25 protein-coding genes are annotated in these 25,719 nt (G+C 70.0%); 15 read left to right on the top strand and 10 right to left on the bottom strand.

The features are described from left to right. Positions 1-12: 12 nt before the first annotated feature. Complete coding sequence (gene aspS, locus CPZ01_RS13730) at positions 13-1,317, bottom strand: aspartate--tRNA(Asn) ligase (RefSeq protein ID WP_096396011.1); 1,305 nt, start codon at positions 1,315-1,317, stop codon at positions 13-15. Between the two features lie 574 nt (positions 1,318-1,891). On the opposite strand from aspS, the gene CPZ01_RS13725 reads away from it, so the two are divergent. Beyond that, the gene (locus tag CPZ01_RS13725; protein ID WP_096396009.1) at positions 1,892-2,239 is read left to right on the top strand and encodes a hypothetical protein; all 348 of its coding nucleotides are present in this window, start codon (positions 1,892-1,894) and stop codon (positions 2,237-2,239) included. Positions 2,240-2,266: 27 nt separating this feature from the next. Here the strand turns inward: CPZ01_RS13725 and larC are convergent, their stop codons facing one another. Beyond that, on the bottom strand, positions 2,267-3,709 hold the full coding sequence (gene larC, locus CPZ01_RS13720; RefSeq protein WP_096396007.1) for a nickel pincer cofactor biosynthesis protein LarC: 1,443 nt from the start codon (positions 3,707-3,709) through the stop codon (positions 2,267-2,269). Between the two features lie 293 nt (positions 3,710-4,002). Continuing rightward, complete coding sequence (locus CPZ01_RS13715) at positions 4,003-4,194, bottom strand: hypothetical protein (RefSeq protein ID WP_096396005.1); 192 nt, start codon at positions 4,192-4,194, stop codon at positions 4,003-4,005. A 229-nt stretch (positions 4,195-4,423) separates the two neighbouring features. On the opposite strand from CPZ01_RS13715, the gene CPZ01_RS13710 reads away from it, so the two are divergent. The 5 genes from CPZ01_RS13710 (at position 4,424) to carB (ending at position 11,402) form a co-directional block, all read left to right on the top strand. Next, a complete protein-coding gene (locus tag CPZ01_RS13710; protein ID WP_096396003.1) occupies positions 4,424-6,646 on the top strand; it encodes a CDC48 family AAA ATPase in 2,223 nt (740 codons plus the stop codon). Between the two features lie 83 nt (positions 6,647-6,729). Beyond that, positions 6,730-6,954, top strand: a complete 225-nt coding sequence (locus CPZ01_RS13705) for a hypothetical protein (protein WP_096396001.1) — start codon at positions 6,730-6,732, stop codon at positions 6,952-6,954. 81 nt (positions 6,955-7,035) lie between these two features. After that, entirely contained in the window at positions 7,036-7,569 is a 534-nt protein-coding gene (locus CPZ01_RS13700; RefSeq protein ID WP_096395999.1) for a DUF5815 family protein, read from the top strand. 142 nt (positions 7,570-7,711) lie between these two features. Then, positions 7,712-7,936, top strand: coding sequence for a hypothetical protein (locus CPZ01_RS13695; protein ID WP_096395997.1), 225 nt, complete (start codon positions 7,712-7,714; stop codon positions 7,934-7,936). 238 nt (positions 7,937-8,174) lie between these two features. After that, complete coding sequence (carB, locus tag CPZ01_RS13690; protein WP_096395995.1) at positions 8,175-11,402, top strand: carbamoyl-phosphate synthase large subunit; 3,228 nt, start codon at positions 8,175-8,177, stop codon at positions 11,400-11,402. A 103-nt stretch (positions 11,403-11,505) separates the two neighbouring features. On the opposite strand, the gene CPZ01_RS13685 is transcribed toward carB, so the two are convergent. Then, positions 11,506-12,099: a nitrous oxide reductase accessory protein NosL gene (locus tag CPZ01_RS13685; protein ID WP_096395993.1), complete on the bottom strand. Its 594-nt coding sequence runs from the start codon at positions 12,097-12,099 to the stop codon at positions 11,506-11,508. A gap of 105 nt (positions 12,100-12,204) precedes the next feature. Here CPZ01_RS13685 and CPZ01_RS13680 point away from each other — a divergent pair, with 105 nt between their 5' ends. The 3 genes from CPZ01_RS13680 to CPZ01_RS13670 are packed head-to-tail and all read left to right on the top strand — an operon-like array spanning position 12,205 to position 15,970. Continuing rightward, positions 12,205-14,283 carry a NosD domain-containing protein gene (locus tag CPZ01_RS13680; protein WP_096395991.1) on the top strand — a complete coding sequence of 693 codons (2,079 nt, stop codon included), beginning with the start codon at positions 12,205-12,207 and terminating at the stop codon, positions 14,281-14,283. After that, positions 14,280-15,110: an ABC transporter ATP-binding protein gene (locus tag CPZ01_RS13675; RefSeq protein WP_096395989.1), complete on the top strand. Its 831-nt coding sequence runs from the start codon at positions 14,280-14,282 to the stop codon at positions 15,108-15,110. The genes CPZ01_RS13680 and CPZ01_RS13675 overlap by 4 nt, the downstream gene beginning before the upstream one ends. Continuing rightward, positions 15,107-15,970, top strand: a complete 864-nt coding sequence (locus tag CPZ01_RS13670; protein WP_096395987.1) for an ABC transporter permease subunit — start codon at positions 15,107-15,109, stop codon at positions 15,968-15,970. The genes CPZ01_RS13675 and CPZ01_RS13670 overlap by 4 nt, the downstream gene beginning before the upstream one ends. A gap of 42 nt (positions 15,971-16,012) precedes the next feature. Here the strand turns inward: CPZ01_RS13670 and CPZ01_RS13665 are convergent, their stop codons facing one another. Beyond that, on the bottom strand, positions 16,013-16,366 hold the full coding sequence (locus CPZ01_RS13665; RefSeq protein WP_096395985.1) for a DUF7471 family protein: 354 nt from the start codon (positions 16,364-16,366) through the stop codon (positions 16,013-16,015). A gap of 111 nt (positions 16,367-16,477) precedes the next feature. Here CPZ01_RS13665 and CPZ01_RS13660 point away from each other — a divergent pair, with 111 nt between their 5' ends. Continuing rightward, complete coding sequence (locus tag CPZ01_RS13660; RefSeq protein ID WP_096395983.1) at positions 16,478-16,990, top strand: winged helix-turn-helix transcriptional regulator; 513 nt, start codon at positions 16,478-16,480, stop codon at positions 16,988-16,990. Positions 16,991-17,131: 141 nt separating this feature from the next. Beyond that, positions 17,132-17,788: a DJ-1/PfpI family protein gene (locus tag CPZ01_RS13655; protein WP_096395981.1), complete on the top strand. Its 657-nt coding sequence runs from the start codon at positions 17,132-17,134 to the stop codon at positions 17,786-17,788. Between the two features lie 24 nt (positions 17,789-17,812). Here the strand turns inward: CPZ01_RS13655 and CPZ01_RS13650 are convergent, their stop codons facing one another. Then, positions 17,813-18,277 carry a universal stress protein gene (locus CPZ01_RS13650; RefSeq protein WP_096395979.1) on the bottom strand — a complete coding sequence of 155 codons (465 nt, stop codon included), beginning with the start codon at positions 18,275-18,277 and terminating at the stop codon, positions 17,813-17,815. Positions 18,278-18,363: 86 nt separating this feature from the next. Between CPZ01_RS13650 and CPZ01_RS13645 the strand changes: the two genes are divergently transcribed. Next, positions 18,364-18,717, top strand: coding sequence for a hypothetical protein (locus CPZ01_RS13645; RefSeq protein WP_157746003.1), 354 nt, complete (start codon positions 18,364-18,366; stop codon positions 18,715-18,717). A 228-nt stretch (positions 18,718-18,945) separates the two neighbouring features. On the opposite strand, the gene CPZ01_RS13640 is transcribed toward CPZ01_RS13645, so the two are convergent. The 3 genes from CPZ01_RS13640 to CPZ01_RS13630 all read right to left on the bottom strand — a co-directional run bounded on the left by CPZ01_RS13640 (position 18,946) and on the right by CPZ01_RS13630 (position 21,265). Then, the gene (locus tag CPZ01_RS13640) at positions 18,946-19,299 is read right to left on the bottom strand and encodes a hypothetical protein (protein WP_096395976.1); all 354 of its coding nucleotides are present in this window, start codon (positions 19,297-19,299) and stop codon (positions 18,946-18,948) included. Between the two features lie 57 nt (positions 19,300-19,356). Continuing rightward, positions 19,357-20,409 (bottom strand): HTH-type sugar sensing transcriptional regulator TrmB, encoded by a 1,053-nt coding sequence (gene trmB / locus CPZ01_RS13635; protein ID WP_096395974.1) that lies wholly within the window; start codon positions 20,407-20,409, stop codon positions 19,357-19,359. 97 nt (positions 20,410-20,506) lie between these two features. Next, the gene (locus CPZ01_RS13630) at positions 20,507-21,265 is read right to left on the bottom strand and encodes a proteasome assembly chaperone family protein (RefSeq protein ID WP_096395972.1); all 759 of its coding nucleotides are present in this window, start codon (positions 21,263-21,265) and stop codon (positions 20,507-20,509) included. Between the two features lie 141 nt (positions 21,266-21,406). Here CPZ01_RS13630 and CPZ01_RS13625 point away from each other — a divergent pair, with 141 nt between their 5' ends. From CPZ01_RS13625 to CPZ01_RS15125, 3 genes are all read left to right on the top strand, one after another. Further along, entirely contained in the window at positions 21,407-22,495 is a 1,089-nt protein-coding gene (locus tag CPZ01_RS13625) for a mechanosensitive ion channel family protein (RefSeq protein ID WP_096395970.1), read from the top strand. A 44-nt stretch (positions 22,496-22,539) separates the two neighbouring features. Beyond that, on the top strand, positions 22,540-24,174 hold the full coding sequence (locus CPZ01_RS13620; protein ID WP_092924209.1) for an MATE family efflux transporter: 1,635 nt from the start codon (positions 22,540-22,542) through the stop codon (positions 24,172-24,174). Positions 24,175-24,328: 154 nt separating this feature from the next. Continuing rightward, on the top strand, positions 24,329-24,790 hold the full coding sequence (locus tag CPZ01_RS15125; RefSeq protein WP_157746001.1) for a hypothetical protein: 462 nt from the start codon (positions 24,329-24,331) through the stop codon (positions 24,788-24,790). Positions 24,791-25,422: 632 nt separating this feature from the next. On the opposite strand, the gene CPZ01_RS13615 is transcribed toward CPZ01_RS15125, so the two are convergent. Continuing rightward, positions 25,423-25,650: a DUF7385 family protein gene (locus CPZ01_RS13615; RefSeq protein ID WP_096395968.1), complete on the bottom strand. Its 228-nt coding sequence runs from the start codon at positions 25,648-25,650 to the stop codon at positions 25,423-25,425. Positions 25,651-25,719: the final 69 nt, after the last annotated feature.

Here is a 25,719-nt window from a genome sequence, read left to right as displayed (position 1 = left end):
GGAGCGGTCCCGCTACGGCTCCAGCCGGTTCGGGTCGCGCGGGAACATGATCGCCTCCTTGATGTTGCTGAGGCCGGCGACCTTCTGGACGAGGCGGTCGATGCCGAGCCCGTAGCCGCCGTGCGGGGGCGTGCCGTAGCTCAGCGCCTCGATGTAGAACTCGAAGTTCGCGGTCTCGACGCCCTCCTCCTCCATCACTTCGACCATGCGCTCGACGTCGTGTTCGCGCTGGCCGCCCGAGGAGAGCTCCTGTCCTTTATAAATCAGGTCGAACTTCCGGGAGGCGATCTCGTCGCCTTCCACGTCCTGCATGTAGTAGAACTTCTCGTCGGGGTAGCCGACGACGAAGAACGCGGGGTGACCCTGCTCCTCGAAGTGCTCGCCGAGCAGCTTCTCCCCTTTCGTGTCGAGGTCGGTCGGGTCGTCCGGGAAGTGCCCGAACTCGGTCTCCAAGATGTCGAGCGCCTCGTCGAAGGTGATCCGCGGGAAGTCGTCCTCGGGCACGTCGAGGTCGACGTCGAGCAGGTCGAGCTCGCGCTCGGCGTTCTCCGCGACCTCGCTGAGCGCGTAGCGCAGCGACTCCTCTTGGACGTCCATCACGTCGTCGTGGTCGTCGATGTACGCCAGCTCCACGTCGAACATCGCGATCTCGGAGACGTGCCGGGAGGTCGCGAAGTCCTCGGCGCGGAACGCGGTGCCGGTCTCGTAGACGGCCTCGTAGCCCGAGGCCATCAGCATCTGCTTGTACAGCTGGGGGCTCTGCGAGAGGAACGCGTCCTGGTTGTAGTAGAGGATCGGGAACAGCTCGGCGCCGCCCTCGGCGCCGCCCTTCGAGATCAGCGGCGTCTTGATGTCGACGTACCCCTCGTCTTCGAACCACTCCTCCATCGCGGTGATCAGCTCGGAGCGGAGCGTGAACACCGCGAGCGTCTCCGGCTTCCGGAGGTCGAGCGCGCGGTTGTCGAGCCGGGTCGAGAGGTCGACCTCGATGTCCTTCGAGATTTCGAGGGGGAGCGGGGAGTCGGCCTCGTCGATGACCTCGTACTCGGTCGGGGCGATCTCGACGCCGCCGGGCGCCTGGTCGCTCTCCAGCGGCTCGCCGACGACGCGGACCACGTCCTCGGCGCCGACGTCCTGGACGGCCTCGAACAGCTCCGGCTCGCGCTCCTCCTTGAAGACGATCTGGATGAGTCCCTCGCGGTCGCGCACGATGAGGAAGACCAGTCCACCGAGGTCGCGGATCTCGTGGACGTGGCCGGCGATGGCGACCTCGTCCGCGTCCGGTTCGACGTCCGACGTGTGAATGCGCTCGATCATGGCGGTGACTGCTTACGCGCAACTGGTCGGGCGGCCGGCATAGGCCTGTCGTCTCGGCGTCGACGGAACGGCTCGCCCGCGGCCGCTCCGGCGGGTTCTCGGCGGCTTCCGGGCCGAATCTGCCATGGCATGCGGTCGCATAACTAACATAATTTTAATACGAAACCGATACAGGAGGCTGGTAACGGCGCGCCCCGCGCCGCGGAGACCGACCATGACCCGTTCCACCACCTCGACGCTCGCTCGGTCCGCGAGCGTCGCATTCCTCGGGTGGATCGGGATCGGGTATTCGGCTCCGAACCCACGGTCCGTCCGCCCGACCGCGTGACGCGCGTCGGCTGGGGAGGTTTCCCCGCGGGACGGACCATCTCCCGTTCTCTCCAGCCGCCGCTGTCCGTCGCGCGCGTCGAGCCGGGCGGCCGTATCCCTCGCGAGCGTTGCCGTCGGTGGCCCCGCTGGTGACCCCAGTCGGTGACTGCGCCGGCGGCGCGTTCGAGGACGCGGACCGCTCGCCCCCGGCCGTGATCCGGGGACCGCGACGGTCCGCGCCGCGTTCGACTCGCGGCGAGGGCGTATGGCGGCAGCCATCCACACGCCGTCGGTCGAGGCCACGGTGACCGTCCGCGTCTCGCAGGCGGCCGCCGGCGACCTCGCCGCCGGCGCCAGGGCACAGATCGAGCGAATCGACGGCCTCAGCGTCGAGGAGCTGGAGATAGCCGGCCTCCGGCCCGGCCTCAACGACACCACGGTCGAGGCGGTCGCGACCCTCGCGGTCGACGAGGAGGCGGTCTCGCGGGCCGAGTTCGACGCCGCCGGTGTCGACGCGGCCGAGGAGTTCGTCGTCGACCGCGTCCGGGAGCGGCTCGCCGACGGGTTCGGCGTCGACCCGGAGCGCGTCGAGCGGGTCGACCCGCCCGACTGACGGGGTCCGGGACCGCGGTGTTCCAACCTAGTCGCCGTCGAGCCGCTCCCGCACCTCGGCCTCGGCGCGCCGCAGCACCTCCCGGATCGGGAGGCCGGTCGCCTCGGCGACCGCGGCCGCGTCGTCGTACTCCCCGCTGACGTCGTAGGCCTCCCCGTCGGTCGTCGACGCGACCTTCACGGCCACCTCGTGGGCCGCCCCGTCGACCCGGAGCGTCGCCGTCTCGAACTCGCGCTCGGCGATCCACCGGTGGGTCGCGCCCGACTGCCGCACCCCGAGCGTCCCCGTCTCGCGGGCGAGCCGCTCCGCGACCGCCTCGGCGTCCTCGGGCTTACAGATGGCCTTCACGAGGTGGCCGGGGCGGGACTTCTTCATCGTCGTCGGGACGATCGTCACGTCTCGCGCACCGGCGCGTTTGAGCGTCTCCTGAAGCCCGCCGAGGACCTCGGGGGCGGCGTCGTCGAGGTTCGTCTCCAGGACGGCGATGTCGTCGTGAGCGAGCGCGCCGTCGGAGGCGTCCGCGTGAGGCGCGCCGTCGGAGGCGTCCGCGTGAGCGCGGTCCGCGTGCGCGTCGCGTCCCCCGTCGCCGACGAGCGCGCGGAGGACGTTCGGGTGGCGATCGAAGTCGGCGTCGCCGGCGCCGTAGCCCGCGCGATCGACGGCGAGGTCCGGGACCGCGTCGACGCCGTCGGAGATCGCCGCGAGGATCGCGGCGCCCGTGGGGGTGAGCAGTTCGCGGTCGATCGGGCCGCCAACGATCCGGAAGTCGGCGCGGGTCGCGATCTCGGTCGTCGCCGGGGCGGGGACCGGGTACGTCCCGTGGCTCATCTCGACCGTGCCGCCGCCGGCGGCGACCGGCGTGGTGAGAACGCGGTCGGGATCGAGGTCGGCGAGCAGCAGCGCGGCGCCGACCACGTCGGCGATCGCGTCGTCCGCGCCCACCTCGTGGAAGTGGGTGTCGTCGAGGTCGGTGCCGTGGACCGACGCCTCGGCGCGGCCGAGCAGTTCGAAGGCGTCGAGCGCGGTCGACTCGACTCCGTCGGGGAGGCCCATCGACGCGACGAGATCGACCACCTCGCGGTAGGAGCGGTGAACGCCCGCGCCCTCGGCCGGTTCGGCGGCATCGGAGGCATCCGATTCGTGGCCGTGGTCGTGATCGTGATCGTGGCCGTGGTCGTGATCGTGATCGTGGCCGTGGTCGTGGTCGTGATCGTGACCGTGGTCGTGGTCGTGATCGTGACCGTGGTCGTGGTCCGCATCAGTCTCGACCGCACCCTCGCCGTCGTCGACGAGGACGTCGACGGTCGTCGCGCGGATCCCGTTCTTCTCCGTCTCGTCGACCTCGTACCGGATCGGGAGCGCGTCGCTCACCGAGGAGAGGGAGTCGGGGTCGGCGCCGGCCGCGATCAGCGCGGCGCAGACCATGTCGCCGGCGGCGCCGGTCCGACCGTCGAAGACGAGCGTTCGCATGGTGCGTCCGAGGCGACTGCCGGACAAATACTCCCGGATCGGCGTCGTGGACTCGACTGAACCGTCGTTTATAAATGCCGTGTGGTTGCCGTCTTCTATTTATAAATGGGCGGTGACGCTGCGGAGAACACCGGCAAAGTCCCGGCCGCTCATTATAAACGGCTGTCGATGTATCGACCGCGAACACCTCCAAAGCCCCAGCCCTGAGTCCCGCCCCGCACTGCTCCGCACAGCACCTCACGCCTCCCCAGCCTCGCGGGCTGGCTCGCGCCACCGCAAGTCGTCGTTGCCATTTATAAATGCTCCCCGTCGGTCGCGAACAGGTACAGCTCGCCGACCACGATGAACGCGACGGCCGCGAGCGCGACGGCGAGGAAACCGCCGATGTCGAGGGCGTACAGCGCGGTGCCGACGAGGGCGCCGGCGACGAGAAAGGCGAGCCGAGAGAGGAGCGACCGCATCGGATCCGAGAGGGAATCGAACACGCCCGAACGTCGCCGCGAGCGGGCAAAAAACGTCCCTCGCGACCGCCCGCGACTCCACGGCGAAAACGCACGCTTACGACGGGGTTTTAAGAGCGGACTCCGTACCGTGCTATATGATGACACAGTCTGTCGCGGCCGTCGGCGGCTCGGACGGAATCGACGGCCCGGAGACGGGCAACAGGCTTATTCCCGGACCGGGTCCAGATACGACCATCCCCCGCGAGGAATCATGAACGAAGTCCAACTCGAAGTGGCGAAGGCGTACCCGAACGACTCGGGGCGCGGCATCGCCCGACTCGACCCCGACACCCTGCTGCATCTGAAGCTCTCGCCCGGCGACATCATCGAGATCGAGGGCGCGGAGACCACCGCGGCGAAGGTCTGGCGCGCGGACCGCCAGGACTGGAACACCGACACCGTCCGCGTCGACGGGTTCACCCGGCAGAACGCCGACGTCGGCATCGGCGAGCGCGTCACCATCCGGAAGGCGGAGGCCGAGAAGGCGGACAAGCTCGTCTTGGCCCCGCCCGAGGAGGCGTCGGTCCAGTTCGGCTCCGACGCCGCCGGCATGGTGAAACGCCAGATCCTCAAGCGGCCGGTCGTCGAGCGCGACATCGTCCCCGTGATGTCGTCGACGAACCACCCGTTCATGCGGTCGCCCGGGCAGGCGATCCCGCTGATCGCGGTCGAGACGGAGCCGGACGGCGTCTGTCTCATCACCGAGGACACCGAGGTCGAGCTGCGCGAGGAGCCGATCTCCGGGTTCGAGAAGACCGGTGGCGGAATCACCTACGAGGACATCGGCGGGCTCCAGTCGGAGATCCAGCGCGTCCGCGAGATGGTCGAGCTGCCGATGAAACACCCGCAGATCTTCTCGAAGCTCGGCATCGAGCCGCCGCAGGGCGTCCTCCTCCACGGTCCGCCGGGTACCGGGAAGACCCTCTTGGCGAAGGCCGTCGCCAACGAGACGTCGGCGTCGTTCTTCTCGATCGCCGGCCCGGAGATCATCTCGAAGTACTACGGCGAGTCCGAACAGCAGCTCCGCGAGATCTTCGAGGACGCGAAGGAGGAGTCGCCGTCGATCATCTTCATCGACGAGCTGGACTCGATCGCGCCCAAGCGCGAGGACGTCACCGGCGAGGTCGAGCGCCGCGTCGTCGCCCAGCTTTTGACGATGATGGACGGGTTAGAGACCCGGGGGCAGGTGATCGTCATCGGCGCGACGAACCGCGTCGACAGCGTCGACCCCGCGCTCCGCCGGCCCGGCCGGTTCGACCGCGAGATCGAGATCGGCGTCCCCGACGAGGTGGGCCGCAAGGAGATCCTCCAGATCCACACCCGCGGGATGCCGCTCTCGGACGACGTAAGCTTAGACCACCTCGCCGACGAGACGCACGGCTTCGTCGGCGCCGACATCGAGAGCCTCACCAAGGAGGCCGCGATGAAGGCGCTCCGGCGCTACCTCCCCGAGATCGATCTCGACGAGGAGGAGGTGCCCCCGAGCCTCATCGACCGGATGATAGTCAAGCGCGACGACTTCTCGGGCGCCCTCAACGAGGTGGAGCCGTCGGCGATGCGGGAGGTGCTCGTCGAGCTCCCGAAGATCTCGTGGGACAACGTCGGCGGACTTGAGGACGCCAAACAGCAGGTGCAAGAGTCCGTCGAGTGGCCGCTCACCTCGCCGGAGAAGTTCGACCGGATGGGCGTCGACGCGCCGAAGGGCGTGCTGCTGTACGGCCCGCCGGGCACCGGGAAGACGCTGATGGCGAAGGCGGTCGCCAACGAGACGAACGCGAACTTCATCTCGGTCAGGGGGCCGCAGCTGCTCTCGAAGTGGGTCGGGGAGTCGGAGAAGGCGATCCGGCAGACCTTCCGGAAGGCCCGGCAGGTGAGCCCGACGATCATCTTCTTCGACGAGCTCGACAGCCTCGCGCCCTCGCGCGGGCAGGAGATGGGGAACAACGTCTCCGAGCGCGTCGTCAACCAGCTCCTGACGGAGCTCGACGGCCTCGAGGACATGGGCGACGTGATGGTCATCGGCGCGACCAACCGCCCCGACATGATCGACCCGGCGCTGCTCCGCTCCGGCCGGTTCGACCGCCTCGTGATGATCGGTCAGCCCGACCAGGAGGGCCGCGAGCAGATCCTCGACATCCACACCCGGGACACCCCGCTCGCGCCCGACGTGAGCCTGCGCGAGGTCGCCGAGATCACCGACGGCTACGTCGGCTCCGACCTGGAGGGGATCGCCCGCGAGGCCGCCATCGAGGCGCTGCGCGACGACGACGACGCCGAGGAGGTCGAGATGCGGCACTTCCGGCGCGCGATGGAGTCGGTGCGGCCGACCATCAACGAGGACATCCTCGCGTACTACGAGGACGTGAGAGAGCAGTTCAAGGGCGGCGGCGGCGAGTCGCTCCGCGACACGGGCGGTCGGATCGGGTTCCAGTGAGCGGCTGAGTCTCCGGGCCGCGGACCGATCCGTCCTGGCTCGGCCGACCGTTTTTGCGTTCTCACCGCGAAGGAGCGACCGGTATGTCCGACGACGTGACCGTCGACGTGGAGGTCGAGGTGGAGGTCGACCGGGACGAACTGGAGATCGAACGCGACGACGCCGAACTGATCGAGGCGACCTACGAGGCGAACGGGATCGAGATCGAGGTCGAGGCCGAGGTGGAGACGCACGGGGGACCGGACGACGAGCACGGGGCCGGCGACGAATCCGAGGAGGACGAGTCCGGCTACGAGGACTTCGAGTAGCGGGCGGCGAGGCCCCCGGCCCGCCCGCCGCCGAGCGAGCCGTTCCGCTCCTTTTAACCTCGACAGCGACCAAGCGGGGCCATGTCTCAGCCCCGCGTCCCCGGCGGCGACGAGAACGCGCTGGAGCTACCCTGCGGGGAGACGATCGGCGTCGGCGAACTGGACCTCGGGATGCGGGAGTACGAGTGCGCCTGCGGCGAGACCCACGCGGTCGTGATGGACGTCCATCCCCCCGAGCGGTTCCTCCCAGACTTCCTCGTCGAGGTCCTCCGCGAGGCGATCGACACGACGAGCGAGGAGATGCCGGAGTTCGACACGCCGCACCTGCTCGGCGTCGTCTTAGAGGAGTTCCCGGAGGCGGTCGTTTCCCACGACGCCAGCGAGAACGCCGACGTGGGGTACGCGATGGTGTGGGTAGCACAGTTCGACTCCCGCCGCCTCCACGAGGTCGTCGTCGAGCTCGTCGTCGAGCTGATGGAACACGCCGTGAGCCACGCCGACGACGACGAGGCGCTGTCGGCGTTCGAAGAGGAGATGGTCGAGTTCGACGTGAGCGAGTTCGTCGAGCAGTACCGCGCGGAGCGCGACCTCGAAGCCGAAGACCCCTACGCGTGACGACGGGAGCGGGCCCCTATCCGATCGCTTTCTCTCGAACCTCTCAAACCCGGGAAAACACGCGTCTCACGGCTCGTGTCTGACAACCGTCCGACTCCTGTCTCACTGAACCCTATATGTTCGGAGACCCTACGTAAGACGTATGAGCGCCGGCGAATACGACCGGTACGACCGGATCCGCGGCGTGCTCGCCGAGGCCGACGAGCCGCTGACGGCGCGGGAGATCCTCGCCTTGGTCGAGGAGTGCGACGAGTGCGAGGAGATCGACAGCCCGCACCGGGTCGCCACCGTGCTGGGGCGCCGCGCCGAGCGCGGCGAGGTCGAGGTCATCGCGGGGCAACCGTACCGGTACCGGCTCGAAACCTGACGACGGTCGCCTCCCGAGAGACCTACGATCCCGGTCAAGGCGTCGTCGACGCATGCGCGAACCTCCCTTAGCCGGTCTCCGTGGTGTGTAACGCAGTCGACGAGCGATACCACACGGACTACCGTGGTGTCCTGTAACAACCACCGTGACACTCGATCACTTGCGAAAATCGCAAACTCGCTGCGAGATTCGTACTCTACCGCCGACCTTATTACGATGAGCGTATTCCGTCCGCGTAATGAGCGAGGACCGGACGATTCTCCTTATCGGCAGCGGACCGATCCAGATCGGACAGGCGGCCGAGTTCGACTACTCCGGCGCGCAGGCGTGTCGCGCCCTCCAAGAGGAGGGCGCCCGCGTCGTCTTGGTGAACTCGAACCCCGCGACGATCATGACCGACCCCGAGACGGCCGACCGGGTGTACATCGAGCCGATCACGCCGGAGGCCATCGCGGAGGTCATCCGCATCGAGGAGCCCGACGGCGTCATCGCGGGGCTCGGCGGCCAGACCGGCCTCAACGTCACCGCCGAGCTCGCCGAGGAGGGGATCTTAGAGGAGCACGACGTCGAGGTGATGGGGACGCCGCTCGACACCATCTACGCGACGGAGGACCGCGACCTCTTCCGCCGGCGCATGGAGGACCTCGGCCAGCCGGTGCCGAAGTCGACCACCATCTCGCTGGACGACGACGAGTCGGTCACCGACTTCGACGAGGAGTACTTCCGCGAGCGCGTTCAGGACGCGGTCGACGCGGTCGGCGGCCTCCCGGTCATCGCCCGGACGACGTACACCCTCGGCGGCTCCGGCTCCGGCGTCGTCGACGAGTTCGAGGAGCTCGTCGAGCGCGTCCGCAAGGGGCTCCGCCTCTCGCGGAACAGCGAGGTGCTGGTGACGGAGTCCATCTCCGGCTGGGTCGAGTTAGAGTACGAGGTGATGCGGGACGCGGACGACTCCTGTATCATCATCTGCAACATGGAGAACATCGACCCGATGGGGATCCACACCGGCGAGTCGACGGTCGTCACCCCCTCGCAGGTGATCCCCGACGACGGCCACCAGGAGATGCGCGACGCGGCGCTCGAAGTAATTCGGGACCTGGGCATTCAGGGCGGTTGCAACATCCAGTTCGCGTGGCACGACGACGGCACCCCCGGCGGCGAGTACCGCGTCGTCGAGGTGAACCCGCGCGTCTCCCGTTCCTCCGCGCTGGCGTCGAAGGCGACCGGCTACCCGATCGCCCGCGTCACGGCGAAGGTCGCCCTCGGCAAGCGCCTCCACGAGATCGACAACGAGATCACCGGCGAGACGACGGCGGCCTTCGAGCCCGCCATCGACTACGTGGTGACGAAGGTGCCGCGCTGGCCCATCGACAAGTTCGACGACGTGGACTTCGAGCTCGGCACGGCGATGAAGTCCACCGGCGAGGCGATGTCGATCGGCCGGACGTTCGAGGAGAGCATGGTGAAGGCGCTGCGCTCCTCGGAGTACGACCCCGCGGTCGACTTCGACGAGGTGGACGACGCCGAGCTGGAGTCGGAGTACCTCGAACGCCCGAGCCCGGACCGCCCGTACGCGATGTTCGAGGCGTTCGACCGCGGCTACGCCGTCGACGACGTGATCGACCTCACCGGCATCCACCGCTGGTACGTCGAGCGCTTCGAGAAGATCGCCGACGGCACCGCGGCGGCCGCCGAGGGCGACTTCACCGAGGCGGCGATGGTCGGCCGCACCGACGCCGAGATCGCGGCGACCGCGACGGCCGGCGGCGTCGACGCCGACGTGGGGCGGGTCGAGAGCGAGGTCCCGGACCGCACCTACAAGCAGGTCGACACCTGCGCGGGCGAGTTCGAGGCCTCGACGCCGTACTACTACTCCGCGCGCCTGCCGGAGTTCCTTCAGGGCGCCGACACCGCGGGCGCGGCGGACGAGGTCCGCGTCGACCCGGACGTGGAGAGCGTCGTGGTCGTCGGCGGCGGCCCGATCCGCATCGGGCAGGGCGTCGAGTTCGACTACTGCGCGGTCCACGCGGTGCGCGCGCTCCGCGAGCTCGGCATCGACGCGCACGTGATCAACAACAACCCCGAGACGGTGTCGACGGACTACGACACCTCCGACGGGCTGTTCTTCGAACCCATCTCCGCCGAGGAGGTCGCCGACGTGATCGAGACGACCGGCGCCGACGGCGTGATGGTCCAGTTCGGCGGGCAGACCTCCGTCAACGTGGGCGAGCCCCTCAAGGCGGAGATCGACCGCCGCGGGCTCGACTGCGAGATCCTGGGCACGAGCGTCGAGGCGATGGACCTCGCGGAGGACCGCGACCGGTTCAACGTCCTGATGGACGAGCTGGGCGTCGCCCAGCCCGAGGGCGGCACCGCGACGAGCGAGGCGGAGGCGCTGGAGCTCGCCCACGGGATCGGCTACCCCGTCCTCGTGCGCCCCTCCTACGTGCTCGGCGGCCGCGCGATGCGCGTGGTCGAGGACGACGCCGAGCTGGAGGAGTACATCGAGGAGGCGGTGCGCGTCTCTCCCGACAAGCCCATCCTCGTCGACCAGTTCCTCGACGACGCGGTCGAACTGGACGTCGACGCCGTCGCGGACGGGGAGGACGTCCTCCTCGGCGGCGTGATGGAACACGTCGAGAGCGCGGGCGTCCACTCGGGCGACTCCGCGTGCATGATCCCGCCGCGCTCGCTCGGCGAGGAGACGCTCGGTCGGGTCCGCGAGGTCACCGAGGACATCGCCCGCGCGCTCGACACGGTCGGCCTGCTCAACGTCCAGCTCGCGGTGACGGGCGTCGGCGACCCCGACGCCGAAAGCGAGGTGTACGTGTTGGAGGCGAACCCGCGCTCCTCGCGCACCGTCCCGTTCGTCTCGAAGGCGACCGGCGTCCCCATCGCCAAGCTCGCGGCGAAGGTGATGACCGACGACCTGACGCTCGCCGACCTCGACGTCGACGAGCAGATCCCCGAACACCGCTCCGTGAAGGAGGTCGTCCTCCCGTTCGACCGCCTGCCGGGCTCCGACCCGCGGCTCGGCCCTGAGATGAAGTCCACCGGCGAGGTGATGGGCACCGCGACCTCCTTCGGCAAGGCGTACGACAAGGCGCAGGACTCGACCGGCAAGCCGATCCCGGAGTCCGGCACCGCCGTCGTCGACCTCTCGGCCGAGGAGTTCCCGGACCCGGGCACCGAGGCGGGCGAGGCGCTCGTCGCGGGGTACGCGGAGCACTTCGAGCTGAGCGAGGCGACGGACCTGATCGAGGCCGCGAGGCGCGGCGAGCTCGACCTCATCGTCTCGCGCCAGCGCGACCTGCTGGAGGTCGCGGTCGAGGAGGAGATCACTTACTTCTCGACGCACGCCTCGGCGAAGGCGGCGCTCGAAGCCCTCGACCACGCGGGCGACGACCTCGACGTGATGGCGGTGTCCGACCGCCCGAAGCGCGTCGAGCAGTGGGGCGGCGAGTAGGCGGAACAGGCCCGAACACGGCCGCGTTCCGCGGTCTATTTATATACTCTTTTCGCCGTCCGCTCACGGGTTTATAAACAGTTTCCGTCGGTCTCCCGTCTATTTATAAAGCCTCCAGCGTCGCGCGGTCCACCTCGGTCGCGGGCAGCGCCTCCCCGCCGTACTCCGCGACGAAGTCGTCGACGTCGCCCTCCTCGCTGAACGGGATCAGGTCCGGTCCCATCGCGCCGATCACCTCGCTGCGCGCGACGACCGTGAGGGCCGGCTCGCGGGCGAACGCGTCGCTCTCGACGTGCGAGGAGAACATCGTGTCGCCGCCCTCCTCGAACACCTCCTGATCGACCGCCGAGTAGTCGGTGAGGAAGGTCGCGACCGGCGTCCGTCCGGCGTTCTCGGCGTCGAAGCGGTACGTGTACGTACAGGTGGCGCTACAGAACTGCGCCGGGCGGCCGCCCTCCGGTTCGGCGTCCTCGAAGTGGACCTGCCCGACCGTCCCGGGGTGATCCGCGACGATCATCCCGCACTGGTCGCAGGCCTGCTCGTCGTCGATCGAGACGGGCGATATCGAGTTCGATCCGCCCCCGGCGCAGCCGGCGACAGCGGCGGCACCGGCGGCAGCGACCCCGGCGAGCAGGCGTCGCCGGGGGACGCTCGCGCGTCGGTCGAGTGCCCTCGTCGGCGGGTGGTCGCTCGTCATGATCGAACGTTGGGAGACCGGCCTCTTAGCCCCTCTGGACGCGTTCAACGGCGCGTTCGAGGAACGAACCAGACGGGCTAAGTCGCGGCCGGACGAAGCGTACGCGTGGCAGTTTTCGACCCCGACTCGTCCCGGTCGCGTCGCCTCCGCGTCGCGCTCGTCGCGCTCGTCGCGCTCGCGGCCGTCGGGACCGCGGGCGCGTTCGCCGCCGACCCGAGCGAGTCGGTCCCCGAGCCGGTTCGGTTCGAGGACGCCGTCGAGCTCGGGCTCTCCTCGGAGACGGACGCGCTGATGGCGGGCGACGCGACCCTCCCGCGGGTCCAGGTGTTCTACTCGCAGCTCCAGTACGTCGTCGGCTACAACGGGGTCGCCTCGTTCGTCGACTCGCAGCGGGACGGTCGGACCGAGCGGCAGTTCGGCTACCCGCTCGTCGCGTACGTCGAGACGTTCGACCACAGGGACCCGGGCACGACCGAGTCGGGGCTGTTCTCGGCGAGCGGCGCCGGCGGGTGGACGCCGGTCGGGAAGGCCCGGTACGTCGTCGGCAGCGACGCCGAGGGCCCGTCGGGCGAGGTCGTCGTCCCGTTTCGGGACCGCGAGGCCGCGGCGGCGTTCGCGGACGACCACGGCGGGTCGGTCGTCGGCTGGGAGGCGGTCCGGAGCCGGTCGTTCGACGTCGACACCGCGGCGGTCGTGCGCTCGCTCGCTCCGGAGCGCTGGCTGACGGCGGACGAGCGGTTCGCGGCCGCGGAGCGGCGCGCGGACCGCCCGGTCTCCGTCGTCGTCGGCGAGGACGCCCCCACGATCGACGCCGCGGTCGCGGCGGCGCCGCCGAACACGACGGTCCGCGTCCCGCCCGGGACGTACGAGGAGACCGTGACGGTGAACCGGTCCGTGACGATTGCCGGCGCGGGCAGCGGACGGGACGGGGCGGGGGCGAACCGCGCTCCGGGGAACGAGACCGAGACGACGCGCGTCGTCGGGAACGGAACCGGGTCGGTAGTCACCGTCCGCGCGCCCGACGTCGCGCTCACCGGGCTGCGGATCGCGGGGACGGGGAACCGCACCCGCGACCCGGAGGCGGCCCGCGAGTCGAGCGATCCCGAGGGCGAGGCGTGGGACACGAACATCCAGCTCGGCTACGGCCACGGCGACGCCGGGATCAAGGCGGTCGGCGCGCCGGGGCTCGTCGTCGACGACGTCGCCGTCGACACGAACGCGAGCGGGCTCCTGCTCCGGGAGGGCTCGCACGCGACCGTCAGCGAGCTCGTCGTCAACGGGACCGAGGAGTGGCAGGCCGGGTTCATGGGCATCACCGGGATGGAGTCGCGCGTGACCGTCGACGACAGCCGGTTCGAGGGGGGCCGCGACGGGATCTATCTCCACCGCGCGGACGGCTCGATCGTCCGGAACTCGACGTTCGTCGACAACCGGTACGGGATCCACCTCATGTACACCGGCGACGCGCTGGTCGCGGACAACGCCTTCCGGAACGAGCTGTTCGCCGGAATCACCGTGATGACGCGGCCGGCCGGCAACGCGATCGTCGGGAACGACGTCCACAACTCCAGCGCTGGGATCCAGGCGTCGGGGACGCGGACGTACCTCGGCTACAACACGCTGGTCGGGAACGAGCTCGGCTTCTCCACCAGCGCCCGCGGGTCGCTGTACGAGCACAACGTCGTCGTCGGCAACGAGCTCGGCGCGCGCGCGACGACCGTGGTCCCCTCCAGCCGGGTCGTCGCGAACGACTTCGTCGGCAACGCGGACCACGCGGCGGCCGGGGCCGGGGCGCTTCGCGTGTGGGCCGACGGCGATCGCGGGAACTACTGGGAGGGGGCGAACGTCGGCCCGCTCGCCGCCGGCGACCGGGCGTACCGCCCGACCTCGCCCGTCGACGGCGCGCTCCACCGACACCCGAGCGCGGTCGCGGTCCGCGAGTCGCCCGCGGCGCGGCTGCTCGACCGGCTCCGCGGGACGGTCCCCGGCGCCCGCTCCGGGAGCATCATCGACCCGGTGCCCGCGGCGGCGCCGTACCACCCCGACCGGATCGACGCGGTCACGGGTGCGAACGCCGGAGCCGGACCCGTTCGGACGGACTGGCGGTCCGCGCTCGCGCCGGGCGGGAACGCCAGCGTGACGCCTTCGGTGCGCTCGACGGCGACCGCGGAGGGGGCGGAATGAGCGAGCGCGCGCTCGCCGCGGTCGACGGCGTCACGCGCACGTACGGCGGCGTCCCGGTCCTCGAAGGCGTCTCGCTGTCGCTCGAGGCTGGAGTCACGGCCGTCGTCGGTCCCAACGGCTCAGGCAAGTCCACGCTCCTCGGCGTGCTCGCGGGTGCGGTCGAGCCCACCGACGGGACCGTTCGGTACCCCGGCGGCGGCCCGCGTTCCGGGTCCGAGAAGCGCGTCGGTTACCTCCCGCAGCGGGTGCCGTTCAGGGACGGGTTCACCGCCCGGGAGACGCTCGGGTTCTACGCGGCCCTCTGCGGCGGCGACCCGGACGCGGCGCTCGCGGACGTCGGGCTCGCCGACGCGGCGGGAAAGCGCGTGGAGGATCTCTCGGGCGGGATGCGACGGCTACTCGGGATCGCGCAGGCGACGCTCGGCGACCCGGATATCGTCGTCCTCGACGAGCCGACGAGCGGGCTCGACCCCGAGATGCGGGAGCGGGCCTTCCGGGCGGCGGCCCGCGCGGGCGACGACGCCGCCGTCGTCGTCAGTTCGCACGACCTCGACCTCGTCGACGCCCACGCCGACGCCGTCGTCGTCCTCCGCCGCGGTCGCGTCGCCACGTCAGGGCCCCGCGACCGCCTCCTCGACGGACACGGAGTCGACGACGTCGGCGAGCTGTACCGCGCGGTCGCGGGCGGCGTCCCCGCACCGGCCGCCGCGGACGAGGCGGAGGGCGGGCGGTCCGGCGGCGGGGAGCGAGACCGGGAGCGCGGCGAGGCGACGAACGACCGGGACGGAGAGGGTTCCGTCCACGTTCCGGGGGTGTCAGACCGATGAGTACCCCGTTCGACGGCGTCTGGACCGTCTTTCGCCGGGAGCTCGTCACGGTGCGACGGACGCCCGGCTACGCCGTCCTCGCGGCCGGGCTGCTCGCCGTCCTCGGCGGGCTGGTCGCGGTCGGCGGCGGGGGCGCGACCGGGTTCGTGCCGGCCGTCGTCGACCTGCTGTTGCCGACGGAGGTCCTGGTGCCGCTGCTCGCTGTCGTACTCGGCTACCGCGCGCTGTTCGCCGACGTCGCGAGCGGCGAGCTCGACGTGATCCGGACGTACCCGGTGAGCGCGGCCGGGTACGTCCTCGGCGTGCTGCTCGCGCGGACGGCCGCGCTCGTCGCGCTCGTCGGCGGGCCGTTCGCGCTCGTCGGCGCGTACGTGTGGCTCACCGCCGCGCCGGACACGGGGATCTTCGCGACGCACTCCGGCGTCGACTCGCCGGTCCTCTTCGTCCGCTTCGTCGCGCTCGTCGTCCCGTTCGGCGCGGCGTATCTCTCGCTGTCGGCCGCGGTGTCGACGGTCGCGACGAGCCGGCGGAGCGCGGTCGCGCTCGCGCTCCTCGCGCTGCTCGGCGGCGTCCTCGGCGGCGACCTCGCGGTGCTCGGGTCGCTGTCCGCCGGGGCGTCGCCGAGCGGGATCGGGGGAGCGCTCGCGCTCTCTCCCAACGGGGCGTTCAGGGGGCTCGTCTTCGAACACGTGATCGGCGTCGCCTTCGCGCCGGAGGGCGGGTTCGTCGACACCGGCCGCGCGGTCGCCTCGCTCCTCGGCTGGACCGCGGCCGGAGCCGTCGCGGCCGTCGTGAGCGTCGCGTTCGGTCCGCGCGTCGACGTCGCGGTCGAGGGGCTCCGCGCGAGGTTCCGTCAGTAGGCGCTCGGGACCCCCGACGCTCGCTCCGCCCGTGGCGTCCGATCAGTCGGAGGCGGCGTCGTCACCGATCGCACCGGGGGCGTGGGCGTACACGGCGTAGAGGACGAGCGCGGCGATCAGGAAGTCGAGGCTGTGCGCGAGGAGGTGGTGGACCGGCATCGGCACGACGCCGAGGACGGTCCCGGCGCCCACGACCGACCGGGCCAGGAGCGCGCCCACCGCGATGGCGATCAGCCGGTACTGCGCCCGGCGGCGGCGGCGGTACGCCGCGAGGCTGACGGCGAAGAGGAGCGTCGTGCCGATCCCGGCGACGACCACGACCGCCAGGATCGGGAGCGACCCCTCTACCGACCACCCCGCGAGCGCCGGGAGCGACCCCCAAAGGGACTGCGTCACACTCTCCTTTAGGGAGCGACGGATAAGAAGACGTTCCCGTTCGCCGTTCCCAGACGGGGAGACCGCACGGGCGGCTTTTATCGCGCGGACGGGAAGGACGGACAGCCACGAATGTCGGACACCAGAGCCCGGATCCGACGCCACGTCCGCGACACCCCCGGCGTCCACTTCAACCGGATTGGCCGCGACCTCGATATCGCGACCGGGCAGGCACAGTACCACCTCCGCCGGCTGGTTCGGGACGGCGAACTCGCGGTCGAGCGGATCGGCGGCCGCGCGCACTACTTCGACCCGACGGTCGACGCGTGGGACCGGCGAACGCTCGCGTTCCTCCGACGGGAGACGGCCCGCGAGATCGTCGTCCGGCTCCACGCCGACGGCCCGACCCGGCCGGCGGCGCTCGCGGACGACCTCGACCTCGCGAAGAGCACGGTGTCGTGGCACGTCTCGACGCTCGCCGACCACGGGATCGTCGAGAAGTCGCCTGACCGGCCGATGACCGTCGCGCTGGCCCGCCCGGATCGGACGGCGACGCTGCTCGACGAGGTGTCCCCGTCCCTGCCCGACCGGCTCGTCGACCGCTTCGCTCGCACCGTCGACTCCCTCTTCGACGCCGAGGGGTGACGCCGTCGAGCGCCCCGTGTCGGCGTTCGCCGACGAGTGATCAGAGGAGCGCGGCGACCGGTTAGGCGGCACCGACCACACCGGCGTCGCGGCGGCGTCGGGAGGGGAACGCACAAGCCGTTTGCCCCCCTCCGGACCGGTGTGAACGTCGATATTTTGCTGTACGACGGGTTCGACGAGCTCGACGGGATCGGCCCCTACGAGGTGTTCGACTACGCGCTCGGCTACGCCGCAGAGGAGGGAGACGCGGGGGACGACGCCCCCGAGGGGTCCGGCCGCGCCGGGCGCGTCCGCTACGTCACGCTCGACGAACGCGAGGCGGTGACCGCGAGCCACGGGACCCGCGTCGGGGTGGACGGGAGGCTCCCCGAGCCGGAGGCCGACGACGCGCCCGACCTGCTGGTCGTGCCCGGGGGCGGGTGGAGCGCGCGCGACGAGGAGGCGAGCGCGTGGGCGGAGGCGCGGAAGGGCGACGTGCCGCGCGCGCTCGCGGCGCACCACGAGGCCGGCACGCGGATCGCCTCGGTGTGTACCGGGTCGATGCTGCTCGCGGAGGCGGGCGTCACCGACGGGCGGCGGGCCGTCACGCACGCCTCGGCGATCGACGAGCTCCGCGAGTCCGGGGCGGAAGTCGTGGACGCGCGCGTCGTCGACGACGGCGACCTGCTCTCCGCCGGCGGTGTCACCTCCGGGATCGACCTGGCGCTGTACGTCGTCGAGCGCGAGTTCGGCGAGGCGGTCGCCGAGCGCGTGGCGACCGTCATCGAGTACGAGCGACGGTACGCGGTCGCGGAGTAGACCGGACCGCGCCGCCGCGGGGACTCAGTCGTCGTCCTCCGGAGGGGGCGCGGCGTCGTCGTCGACCTCGTTCGTCGTGGTCTCGCCGTCGGCGTCGACGGTGATCACGGCGCAGTCGAGCTCGCCGCGGAGGAACGAGTCGATGTCGGGGTCGGAGAGCAGCTTCTGGACCATCCGCCGCCACCGCCCGGCCTGCTTCGAGCCGATGACGACGACGTCGGCGCCCTCGGCGACGATCTCTTCGAGGATCGTCTCCTCGACGAGGAAGCCGCGGCGGACGACGTAGCGCGCGCGGTCGATCCGGCCGATCCGCTCTTCGACGGCGCGCTTGAGGTCGCTGCGCGAGACGCCCCCCGAGCGCTGGTATAAGTCGACGTGGAGGATCGTGAGGTCGGCGTCGCGCTCCTCGGCGATGCGAGCCGCCTCTCGAAGCGTCGCCGCCGAGTGCGACGAGGGAGGGAATCGGACCGGAACCACGACGAGCGTCATGTCGGACCGGTGGGACCGCCGGCGTAAATACGCTGTCGGTGTGGCGGGCCCTCGCGATCCCCGTGCGGTGACGGCGGCCGGCGACGATGCTCGGGACCGGAGGACTCGTCTCTCTGGAACGCCACGGGTTCAGAACGATGAGGGACGACGACGAACGATACGAGACGCTCTGTCGGGTGTTCAACGAGGCGCTCGCGGACGGGAAGGACGGGCCCATCGAGATCGAACTCTCCGCGGACGAGCGGGAGGTACTGGCGTCCGCGCTCGCCTACCACAGGGAGCTCACCGCTCCGTACTCCGGCGACGCGGTGGGTCGGACCGAGTACGAGTGCCCGGGCTGCGGGGGGGGGAAGCCGAGTTCCGAGCCCGAGACGGACAGGTCGACGTGGAGGCAGAACACCCCGAAATCGGCGTCGAGGTGCGCAGATACCACGGGATAGCGCAGTGCCGAGCGTGTCGCGTACTGACTGAACTCACGCGGTTCGAAGCGGTCCGAACCGACGGGTTCGACGAGGCGGCGTGGGAGGAGCTGTACGAAGTCACCTACCGACACAGAGAGCGCGCAAAACGAGTGTAGTTCGAGGCGACAGGCCCTCGCCGTCAGCTGTCGACGGGAGCGAGGCGTCGACGGGAGCGAGGCGTCGCCCACGTCGACGAGGGTGACGCCCCTACGACCGGTCCGCGGTCCCCTCGGCGGAGACGGTTTCGGCCGCGCCCGTCGGCGGTTCGAGGCGCACGTCGTGGCGCGTGTGCCGCGCGTGCGTCTCCGCCCAGCGCCGCGCGGGCCGCTCGGCGAGGAATCGCTCGCCGTCGGGACAGCGGTCGCACCGAGCGATCCACGGGGTCACCCCGTCCGGGTAGTGGCCGGTGTGGCGCTCGTGGTCGAGCGCGAACTGCTCGATCGCGTGGCTCCCCGGATCGAGGTCGTCGACCTCGCGGTCGAGCTCCCACTCGCGGCCGCACCGCTCGCACGAGACGGTCGGTACCTCCCGGTCCTCGTCGGAAACGGTGTCGTCGGTCACGGGGTCGCTTCGGGCCGTGCGTACTTCAACGCCGATCTCCGGGGCCCGGAACCCGGCTCAAAGCGCGGGCGGCTCGTCGCGGCCGATGACGATCTCCTGGCCCTCGACGTCCTCCAAGGCGGCGACGCGGCCGCCGATCTCGACGCGGCCGTCCTCGGCCTCCACGACCAGCGACGCCACCTCCTCGGTGTCGACGAACGCGACGTCGACGACCTTGCCGCGGACCGTCACCTCCTCGCCGGTCTCGATGTCGCGCCCCTCGACGGTCGCGTAGAACTCCTCGCCGTCGAACTCGCGGACGTCCTTCACGGCGCGGCGGATCGAGGCGTAGCGGCGCGGGAAGGGCCGTTCCTCCCCGTCGGCGGCGAGCGTCTCCGCGGTCGTCCACAGGACGGTCCCGAAGAAGCCGGAGACGAGGAAGCCGAGCGCGGAGCGGTTGAAGATGACGCCGTAGCGCTCGCGGTCGTCGCGCAGCGCGTCCTGCGTGGCGTACACGGAGTACTCGCCGTCGCCGACCGCGAGGACCGGCGTGGTGATCCCGCGTCGCGCGCGGGCGATGGTCGCGACCTCCAAGTAGTCGAACTCCGCCGGGTCGGGCGCGTTCGACGCGGGCGTGACGAGCAGCTCGACGCTGACCCCCTCGGCGACCTTCGCGGCGAGCTCGTCGCGGAAGCGGCGGAGGAGCCCGGGCGTGAGCGACAGGGCGAGCTCGTACTCCGCGTTCGCGATCACCTCTTCGAGGTACCGGAGGATCGTCGAGCGCGACTTCACGAGCGACACCGCCTCGGTCTCGCGGGTCGGCGCGGTGTAGCGCGCCTCCAGCTCGTCGACCATCTCCGCGAACGACGAGCGGAGGTCGCCGAACGCCTCGTCCGGATCGACCGCGACGATCTTCATCGGCCGCGACTCGCGGAGTTCGACGAGCCCGCGGTCGGAGAGGCTCCGGACGGTGTCGTACACCCGCGGCTGCGGGATGTCGGTCCGGTCGGCGATGTCGCTCGCCGTCAGTTCCCCGTGTTCCAACACCGCGAGGTACGCGTCGATCTCGTACTCGCCGAGGTTGAATCGGTCCCCGACGCGGTCGAGGGTGTCCCGGAGATCGTCTGTCATGGGCATAGGAAGGGGGGCGGGGATTATAGCTTTTTACTATGAGTCGAGTTGTACGCGTTTTCGGAGTGTGGTCCTCGCCCCGGCGACCGCCGACCGGTCACATGTACATGCGATCGTAGCTCCCCTCCGGCTCCCGCTCTTCGATCCGCTCGGCGAGGTCCTCGTACCGGCGGCGGATCGCCTCGGCGAACGCCTCCAGCGGGGCCGCGTCGACGCCGAGGTCGTAGATCGCGTCCGCCGTGTCGACGAGCCGCACCGCGGCGTCGACGTCGGGCGCCTGCGCGTGGACCGGCGTGACGAACACCCCGACGCCGAGCGGCGAGTCGATGCCGCGTTCGAGCAGCCCGGCGTTCGCCCCGTCGAGGAACCCGGACTCCATCGCGGGGACGTCGACCCCGTCGCCCCCGCCGTCGAGGCGCGCGGTCCGGTAGTCCTCCGTGGCGACGTGGAACGTGCGGTGGGCGTCGGGGCCGTGCGGGACCGGAATGCCCGACAGCACCGCGATCTCCCCGACCCCGTTCGCCTCGGTCCAGTCGAGGAGCGCGTCCGCGAGCAGCTCCCCGAGCGCCGGCGGGAGGAACTGCTCGGCGACGAGGACGGTGACGTCGCGGTCCGGGGCGGTGTACAGTCGGATCGGGTGCCGCGGCGTCCCCTTCGTGAACGGCGTGATGGAGGGGGTGCCCTCGATCCGGACGTGGCCCGTCTCGTCGAGGCCGAGGTCGTCCACCAGGTAGTCGACGGCCGTCAGGCCGGCGAGCCCGAACGACGAGAACCCGACGATCAGCGTCTCTCCCGGCCTCGTCTCGTGCTCGACGTCGAATCTCGGTGCCGTGGGATCCGCGGGGGGTCGCGACATGCCTCCCGTTCGCTCAGCCGCGTCATAGTGGTTGTCCCCGGCGGGCGCGTCCGGAGCGCCGTCGGCCGCCGCGCCCGCGTCCCCGCGGCCCCGGCCGGCGCGGGGAGAAACCCTTTTTCGGATGGCCGACGGCGGGTTCCCATGGTCTTCCCGGAGGGGACGCCGATCGATGGGGTCGTCTCGCGGCTCGCCGGCCTCGGCTCTCAGCTCGCGGGCCTGCCGGGAGCGGGCCTGTTGACCGTCGTCGCGGCCGTCGCGGTGGGCGTCCTCGTCGCCAACTTCCTCGTCCGACTGATCGGTCGGCCCGTGGCGCGCCGCGTGTCGCGCCAGAGCGTCGCCCAGACGATCGTCCGGGGCGTCCGGGCGGGGACGATCGGCGCCGCGCTCCTCGTTGGTCTCAGCGCGGCCGGCTTCCAGTTCGAGGAGCTCCTCCTCGGGACCGCGGTGTTCTCGGCCGTCATCGGTATCGTCCTCGCGCCGCTTGTGGGCAACTTCATCAACGGCGTGTTCGTCCTCGCCGACCAGCCGTTCGAGATCGGCGACATGATCGAGTTGGAGGACGGGACGGCGGGGTTCGTCGAGGACATCACGATCCGGTACACGAAGATATTCACCCTCGATAACACCTTCCTCGTCGTCCCGAACGGGACGATGCGCGAGCGCGACGTGACGAACCTCTCGGCCGAGGACGAGCGGACCCGGCGCTCGATCGACGTCCTCGTCACTTACGAGAGCGATATCCCGGAGGCGCGCCGCCGTATCGAGCGCGCCGCGCGCGACTGCGAGGCCGTCATCGACGGCGGGCCCGACATCCGAATCGGCGTGGCGCGGTACATGGCGGGGCCCGACTGCCGGCTCCACGAGTTCGGCGACAACGGGATCCTCCTGCGGCTCCGCTACTGGGTGAAAAAGCCGTACAAGCTGGCGAAGGTCCAGTCGGACGTGAACACGAAGATACGCCAGCGGCTCGGGGATCCGGAGGCGAACGTCACGATGGCGTACCCGCACCGGCACCTCGTCTTCGACGACACCTCCGGCGTCGCCCGCGTCGAGGCCGGATCCGGGACGTCGAAGGGCGTCGATCCCGACGCGTCCGCGGCCGCCACCCCGGACCTCAGCGACGACGCCGCGGACTCGGACCGGCCCGGAACCGACGCTTCCGCCCCGTCGAACGACGGCGGCGCCCGGCACGACCGGGACGACCGAGGCGGCGGCGGGGCGGGGCGGTGATCGGATCGGAAGCCTGATAGAGCGCCCCCGGCGTTTGTACGGCAGTGAGCGACGAGCCCGCTGCCGACCCCTCCGATCCGTCGGACTCCTCCGACGGGCCAGACGACACGTCCGCTGACGCCGCCGACCGCCGCGAGGCCGACGAGCGCAGCGACGCGCCCGGCGACGACGACGGCCCGCTCGACGACGAGTCGATCACCGAGGGGAGCCTCCTCCGACCGCTGTTCCGCTTAGCGTGGCCGATCGTCGTCATCCAGCTGTTACAGGTGACGTACAACATCGTCGACACCCTCTACCTCGGCCGGCTCTCGGCGGAGGCCGTCGGCGCGATCAGCCTCGCGTTCCCCCTCATCTTCCTGCTGATCGCGGTCGCCGGCGGCTTCACGACCGCGGGCGCGATCCTCGTCGCGCAGTACACCGGCGCCGACGGCGACGGGTCCGCGGGGCTCGTTGCGGGACAGACGATCTTCACCGTCTCGGTGCTGTCCGTGTTCATCGGGATCGGCGGGTACTTCTACACTCGACCCGCCCTCGAGGTCCTGCCGAGCGACGCCGAGACCGCGGCGACGGTGATCCCGCTCGCGGCCGACTACATGGAGGTGATCTTCGCCGGGATCCCCCTGATGTTCGGCTTCTTCGTCTTCTCGGCGCTGATGCGCGGCTACGGCGACACGCGGACGCCGATGGCGGTCATGTTCGTCTCCGTCCTCCTGAACGTCCTGCTCGACCCGTTCTTCATCTTCGGGTTCGACGGCAACCCCCTGTTCGAGTGGCTCGCCGCGGTGCCCGGCCTCGCCGCGCTCGACCCGGTCGCGCTTGAGGCGACCCTGCTCTCGGCGACGGGGGTCACCGGGATCGGCATTCAGGGCGCCGCGCTCGCGACGATCCTCTCGCGCGGCGTCGCGACCGCCATCGGGCTCTGGATCCTGTTCGGGACGGGCTACGGCCCCGACGTGACGCTCGGCCACCTCGCGCCCGACCTCGACTTCATCCGGGACATCTTCCGGCTCGGGCTCCCCTCCAGCGTCGAGCAGACGACGAGCGCGCTCGCGATGATCACACTCACCGCGATGATCGTCACCTTCTCGCCGCCCGTCGTCGCCGCCTACGGGCTCGGCAACCGCCTCATCTCGCTCGTCTTCCTCCCCGCGATGGGGCTCGGCCGCGCCATCGACACGATGGTCGGGCAGAACCTCGGCGCCGACCGCGCCGACCGCGCCGCCAAGGCGGTGAAGTTCGCCGCCACGACCGGCGCTGGCGTGATGTTCCTCGTCGCGGTCGTCGCCGTCGCGTTCACCGAGCCGATCGTGGGCGCGTTCCTCGGCGACGTGCCGGACGCGCCCGAGACCATCTCCTACGCGGTCGAGTACGTCCGGATCCGGTCGGTGGAGTTCGCCTTCATCGGCGTCTCGCAGGTGATCTTGGGCGCGTTCCGCGGCGCCGGCAACACGAAGACCGCGATGGTCATCTCGATTCTCACCCTCTGGGTGGGCCGAGTCGCGAGCGTGGGGTACCTCGTGTTCGTCGCCGGCTGGGGCGAGACCGGCGTCTGGGTCGGCATGGCGCTCGGGAACGTCCTCGGTGCCGTCGTCGGCGTGGCGTGGTTCTCGCGCGGCACGTGGACCGAGCGCTACATCGAGGACCCCGACCCCGGCGTCGACCCGCTGGGCGACGACTGACGCCCCGGATCAGTTGCGATCCGTCACGAGTGAGATATTCCGACCCAATCGCGCTCAATACAGTCGATCTAGAGACTGGTACTAGAGATTCGCATAGTATCACAATAGATACCTAGGCCGTTAGTTCAATACGCAATAGCACCGACTCCCAAATATGTATCACCAGAAACCCGTCAAAATTGGTGCCGGCATCGGAGTATTCGGCGCGCTGTTTCTTCTGCTTACCACTATCTTGCTTTTTGTTGTTCCGCAAGAATTGATGTCTCCAACGGCAAGCACCGCCTACATAGAGACATGGTCACAACCGATAATGACCGTCGGAGGGTTCGTCTTTTCCGTCGGGATTCCCCTTGCTTGTGCAGTAATCGCGTATTATCTGACGACGAGAGAGTACACACCGGGAAGCGTCGTCATGGGGTTTTTCATCGGAGGGATCGTCTTTACCATCGGAAACGCAGTTCTTGGAGTAGTGGTGACTAATCTCTTTGTGTCTGGTAGTGGAGTAGAACGGTCGTTGTTTGGTCATATACAGAATAGTCTGCCTCACGCAATGCGACTATTCGTTGGGGGACTCATCGGCGTTGCTAGTGTGCTCGTCGTCAAAGAGTACTGCTAGATTTTCACAGTGAAATGATTAGACCGAGACAAGTGGTCCCGATTACTACGTTTTGAGACAACTTCCTCGGGTTCGCGGTCAATACAGAGGTAGCAGTGAGCGATCAGTTATCGCGGTGGCGCGCCGGTGAGCGGTCGCCTGTGGCGACCGCGAACCGCCCGCGAGGGAGTCGACCGGCCGGAGCGAAGCGGAGGGCGGTCGACGAGGCTGGGGAGGCGTGAGGTGCGGGGCGGTGCGGGGTGGGACTCAAAGGGGCAGTCGCGAGGGCGAAGCACGCCGCAGTAAGCACCGCAAGGAGCGAGTGAAACGAGCGACTGAGGAGCGTGGTTCGAGACGCCGGCGGCGTCTCGTCATCACGAAAGGCGCGACGCGCCTTTCGAACGACAGCAAGGCGCGCGAGCCGTCGCGACTGGGGCTTTGGAGATCCTCACCGCAGTAGCGACGGTCACTTATAAACAGCCGACAGCAACACCGCTCTTCTCTTTATAAACAACTACGCCATTACACTGAGCGACGTACTCCCGCAACCGATCAAGAAGCACTCTTCAGCGACCAGCCGTTTCAGGCGAACATACCTCTGAAGAAGGGATTTCAACGGAGCCGACGCTCGGTATACCCGATCGCCTGTGCGCTCAGTGTCTGAACAGGTACACCGCGTCGCCGTCGCACAGCAGGCAGAACCGCGCGCCGTCGTTCTCGGGGAACGTCGTCCCGCTCTGTCGGGTGACGAACAGCCTTGAGAAGGCGTCGTCGCACACCGGACACGCCATCTCCTCGCGGTTCGCCCAGAGGCTCGTCGCGCCCGAATCGCGGAGCTGTTTCAGCTCGTGGCGGTGGTCGTGGACGTCGAACCCGGTCATACGCGGGTGTTCGGCGGGAGGGTGTTGAACGTGTCCACGCGAGTCTCAGTTCGGAGAACGCGACGCGGG

Source organism: Halorubrum trapanicum (assembly GCF_002355655.1).
Taxonomy (GTDB): domain Archaea; phylum Halobacteriota; class Halobacteria; order Halobacteriales; family Haloferacaceae; genus Halorubrum; species Halorubrum trapanicum_A.
This window is presented reverse-complemented; position numbering and strand designations above follow the sequence as displayed.

Excerpts from the sequence above, each read along its gene's own strand:
- CPZ01_RS13630 (WP_096395972.1), bottom strand. The coding sequence starts at position 21,265 with ATGTCGCGACCCCCCGCGGATCCCACGGCACCGAGATTCGACGTCGAG.
- CPZ01_RS13705 (WP_096396001.1), top strand. The coding sequence starts at position 6,730 with ATGTCCGACGACGTGACCGTCGACGTGGAGGTCGAGGTGGAGGTCGAC.
- CPZ01_RS13700 (WP_096395999.1), top strand. The coding sequence starts at position 7,036 with ATGTCTCAGCCCCGCGTCCCCGGCGGCGACGAGAACGCGCTGGAGCTA.
- aspS (WP_096396011.1), bottom strand. The coding sequence starts at position 1,317 with ATGATCGAGCGCATTCACACGTCGGACGTCGAACCGGACGCGGACGAG.
- CPZ01_RS13615 (WP_096395968.1), bottom strand. The coding sequence starts at position 25,650 with ATGACCGGGTTCGACGTCCACGACCACCGCCACGAGCTGAAACAGCTC.
- CPZ01_RS13670 (WP_096395987.1), top strand. The coding sequence starts at position 15,107 with ATGAGTACCCCGTTCGACGGCGTCTGGACCGTCTTTCGCCGGGAGCTC.
- CPZ01_RS13645 (WP_157746003.1), top strand. The coding sequence starts at position 18,364 with ATGCTCGGGACCGGAGGACTCGTCTCTCTGGAACGCCACGGGTTCAGA.
- trmB (WP_096395974.1), bottom strand. The coding sequence starts at position 20,409 with ATGACAGACGATCTCCGGGACACCCTCGACCGCGTCGGGGACCGATTC.
- CPZ01_RS13625 (WP_096395970.1), top strand. The coding sequence starts at position 21,407 with ATGGTCTTCCCGGAGGGGACGCCGATCGATGGGGTCGTCTCGCGGCTC.
- CPZ01_RS13650 (WP_096395979.1), bottom strand. The coding sequence starts at position 18,277 with ATGACGCTCGTCGTGGTTCCGGTCCGATTCCCTCCCTCGTCGCACTCG.
- CPZ01_RS13675 (WP_096395989.1), top strand. The coding sequence starts at position 14,280 with ATGAGCGAGCGCGCGCTCGCCGCGGTCGACGGCGTCACGCGCACGTAC.
- larC (WP_096396007.1), bottom strand. The coding sequence starts at position 3,709 with ATGCGAACGCTCGTCTTCGACGGTCGGACCGGCGCCGCCGGCGACATG.
- carB (WP_096395995.1), top strand. The coding sequence starts at position 8,175 with ATGAGCGAGGACCGGACGATTCTCCTTATCGGCAGCGGACCGATCCAG.
- CPZ01_RS15125 (WP_157746001.1), top strand. The coding sequence starts at position 24,329 with ATGTATCACCAGAAACCCGTCAAAATTGGTGCCGGCATCGGAGTATTC.
- CPZ01_RS13695 (WP_096395997.1), top strand. The coding sequence starts at position 7,712 with ATGAGCGCCGGCGAATACGACCGGTACGACCGGATCCGCGGCGTGCTC.
- CPZ01_RS13660 (WP_096395983.1), top strand. The coding sequence starts at position 16,478 with ATGTCGGACACCAGAGCCCGGATCCGACGCCACGTCCGCGACACCCCC.
- CPZ01_RS13725 (WP_096396009.1), top strand. The coding sequence starts at position 1,892 with ATGGCGGCAGCCATCCACACGCCGTCGGTCGAGGCCACGGTGACCGTC.
- CPZ01_RS13710 (WP_096396003.1), top strand. The coding sequence starts at position 4,424 with ATGAACGAAGTCCAACTCGAAGTGGCGAAGGCGTACCCGAACGACTCG.
- CPZ01_RS13685 (WP_096395993.1), bottom strand. The coding sequence starts at position 12,099 with ATGACGAGCGACCACCCGCCGACGAGGGCACTCGACCGACGCGCGAGC.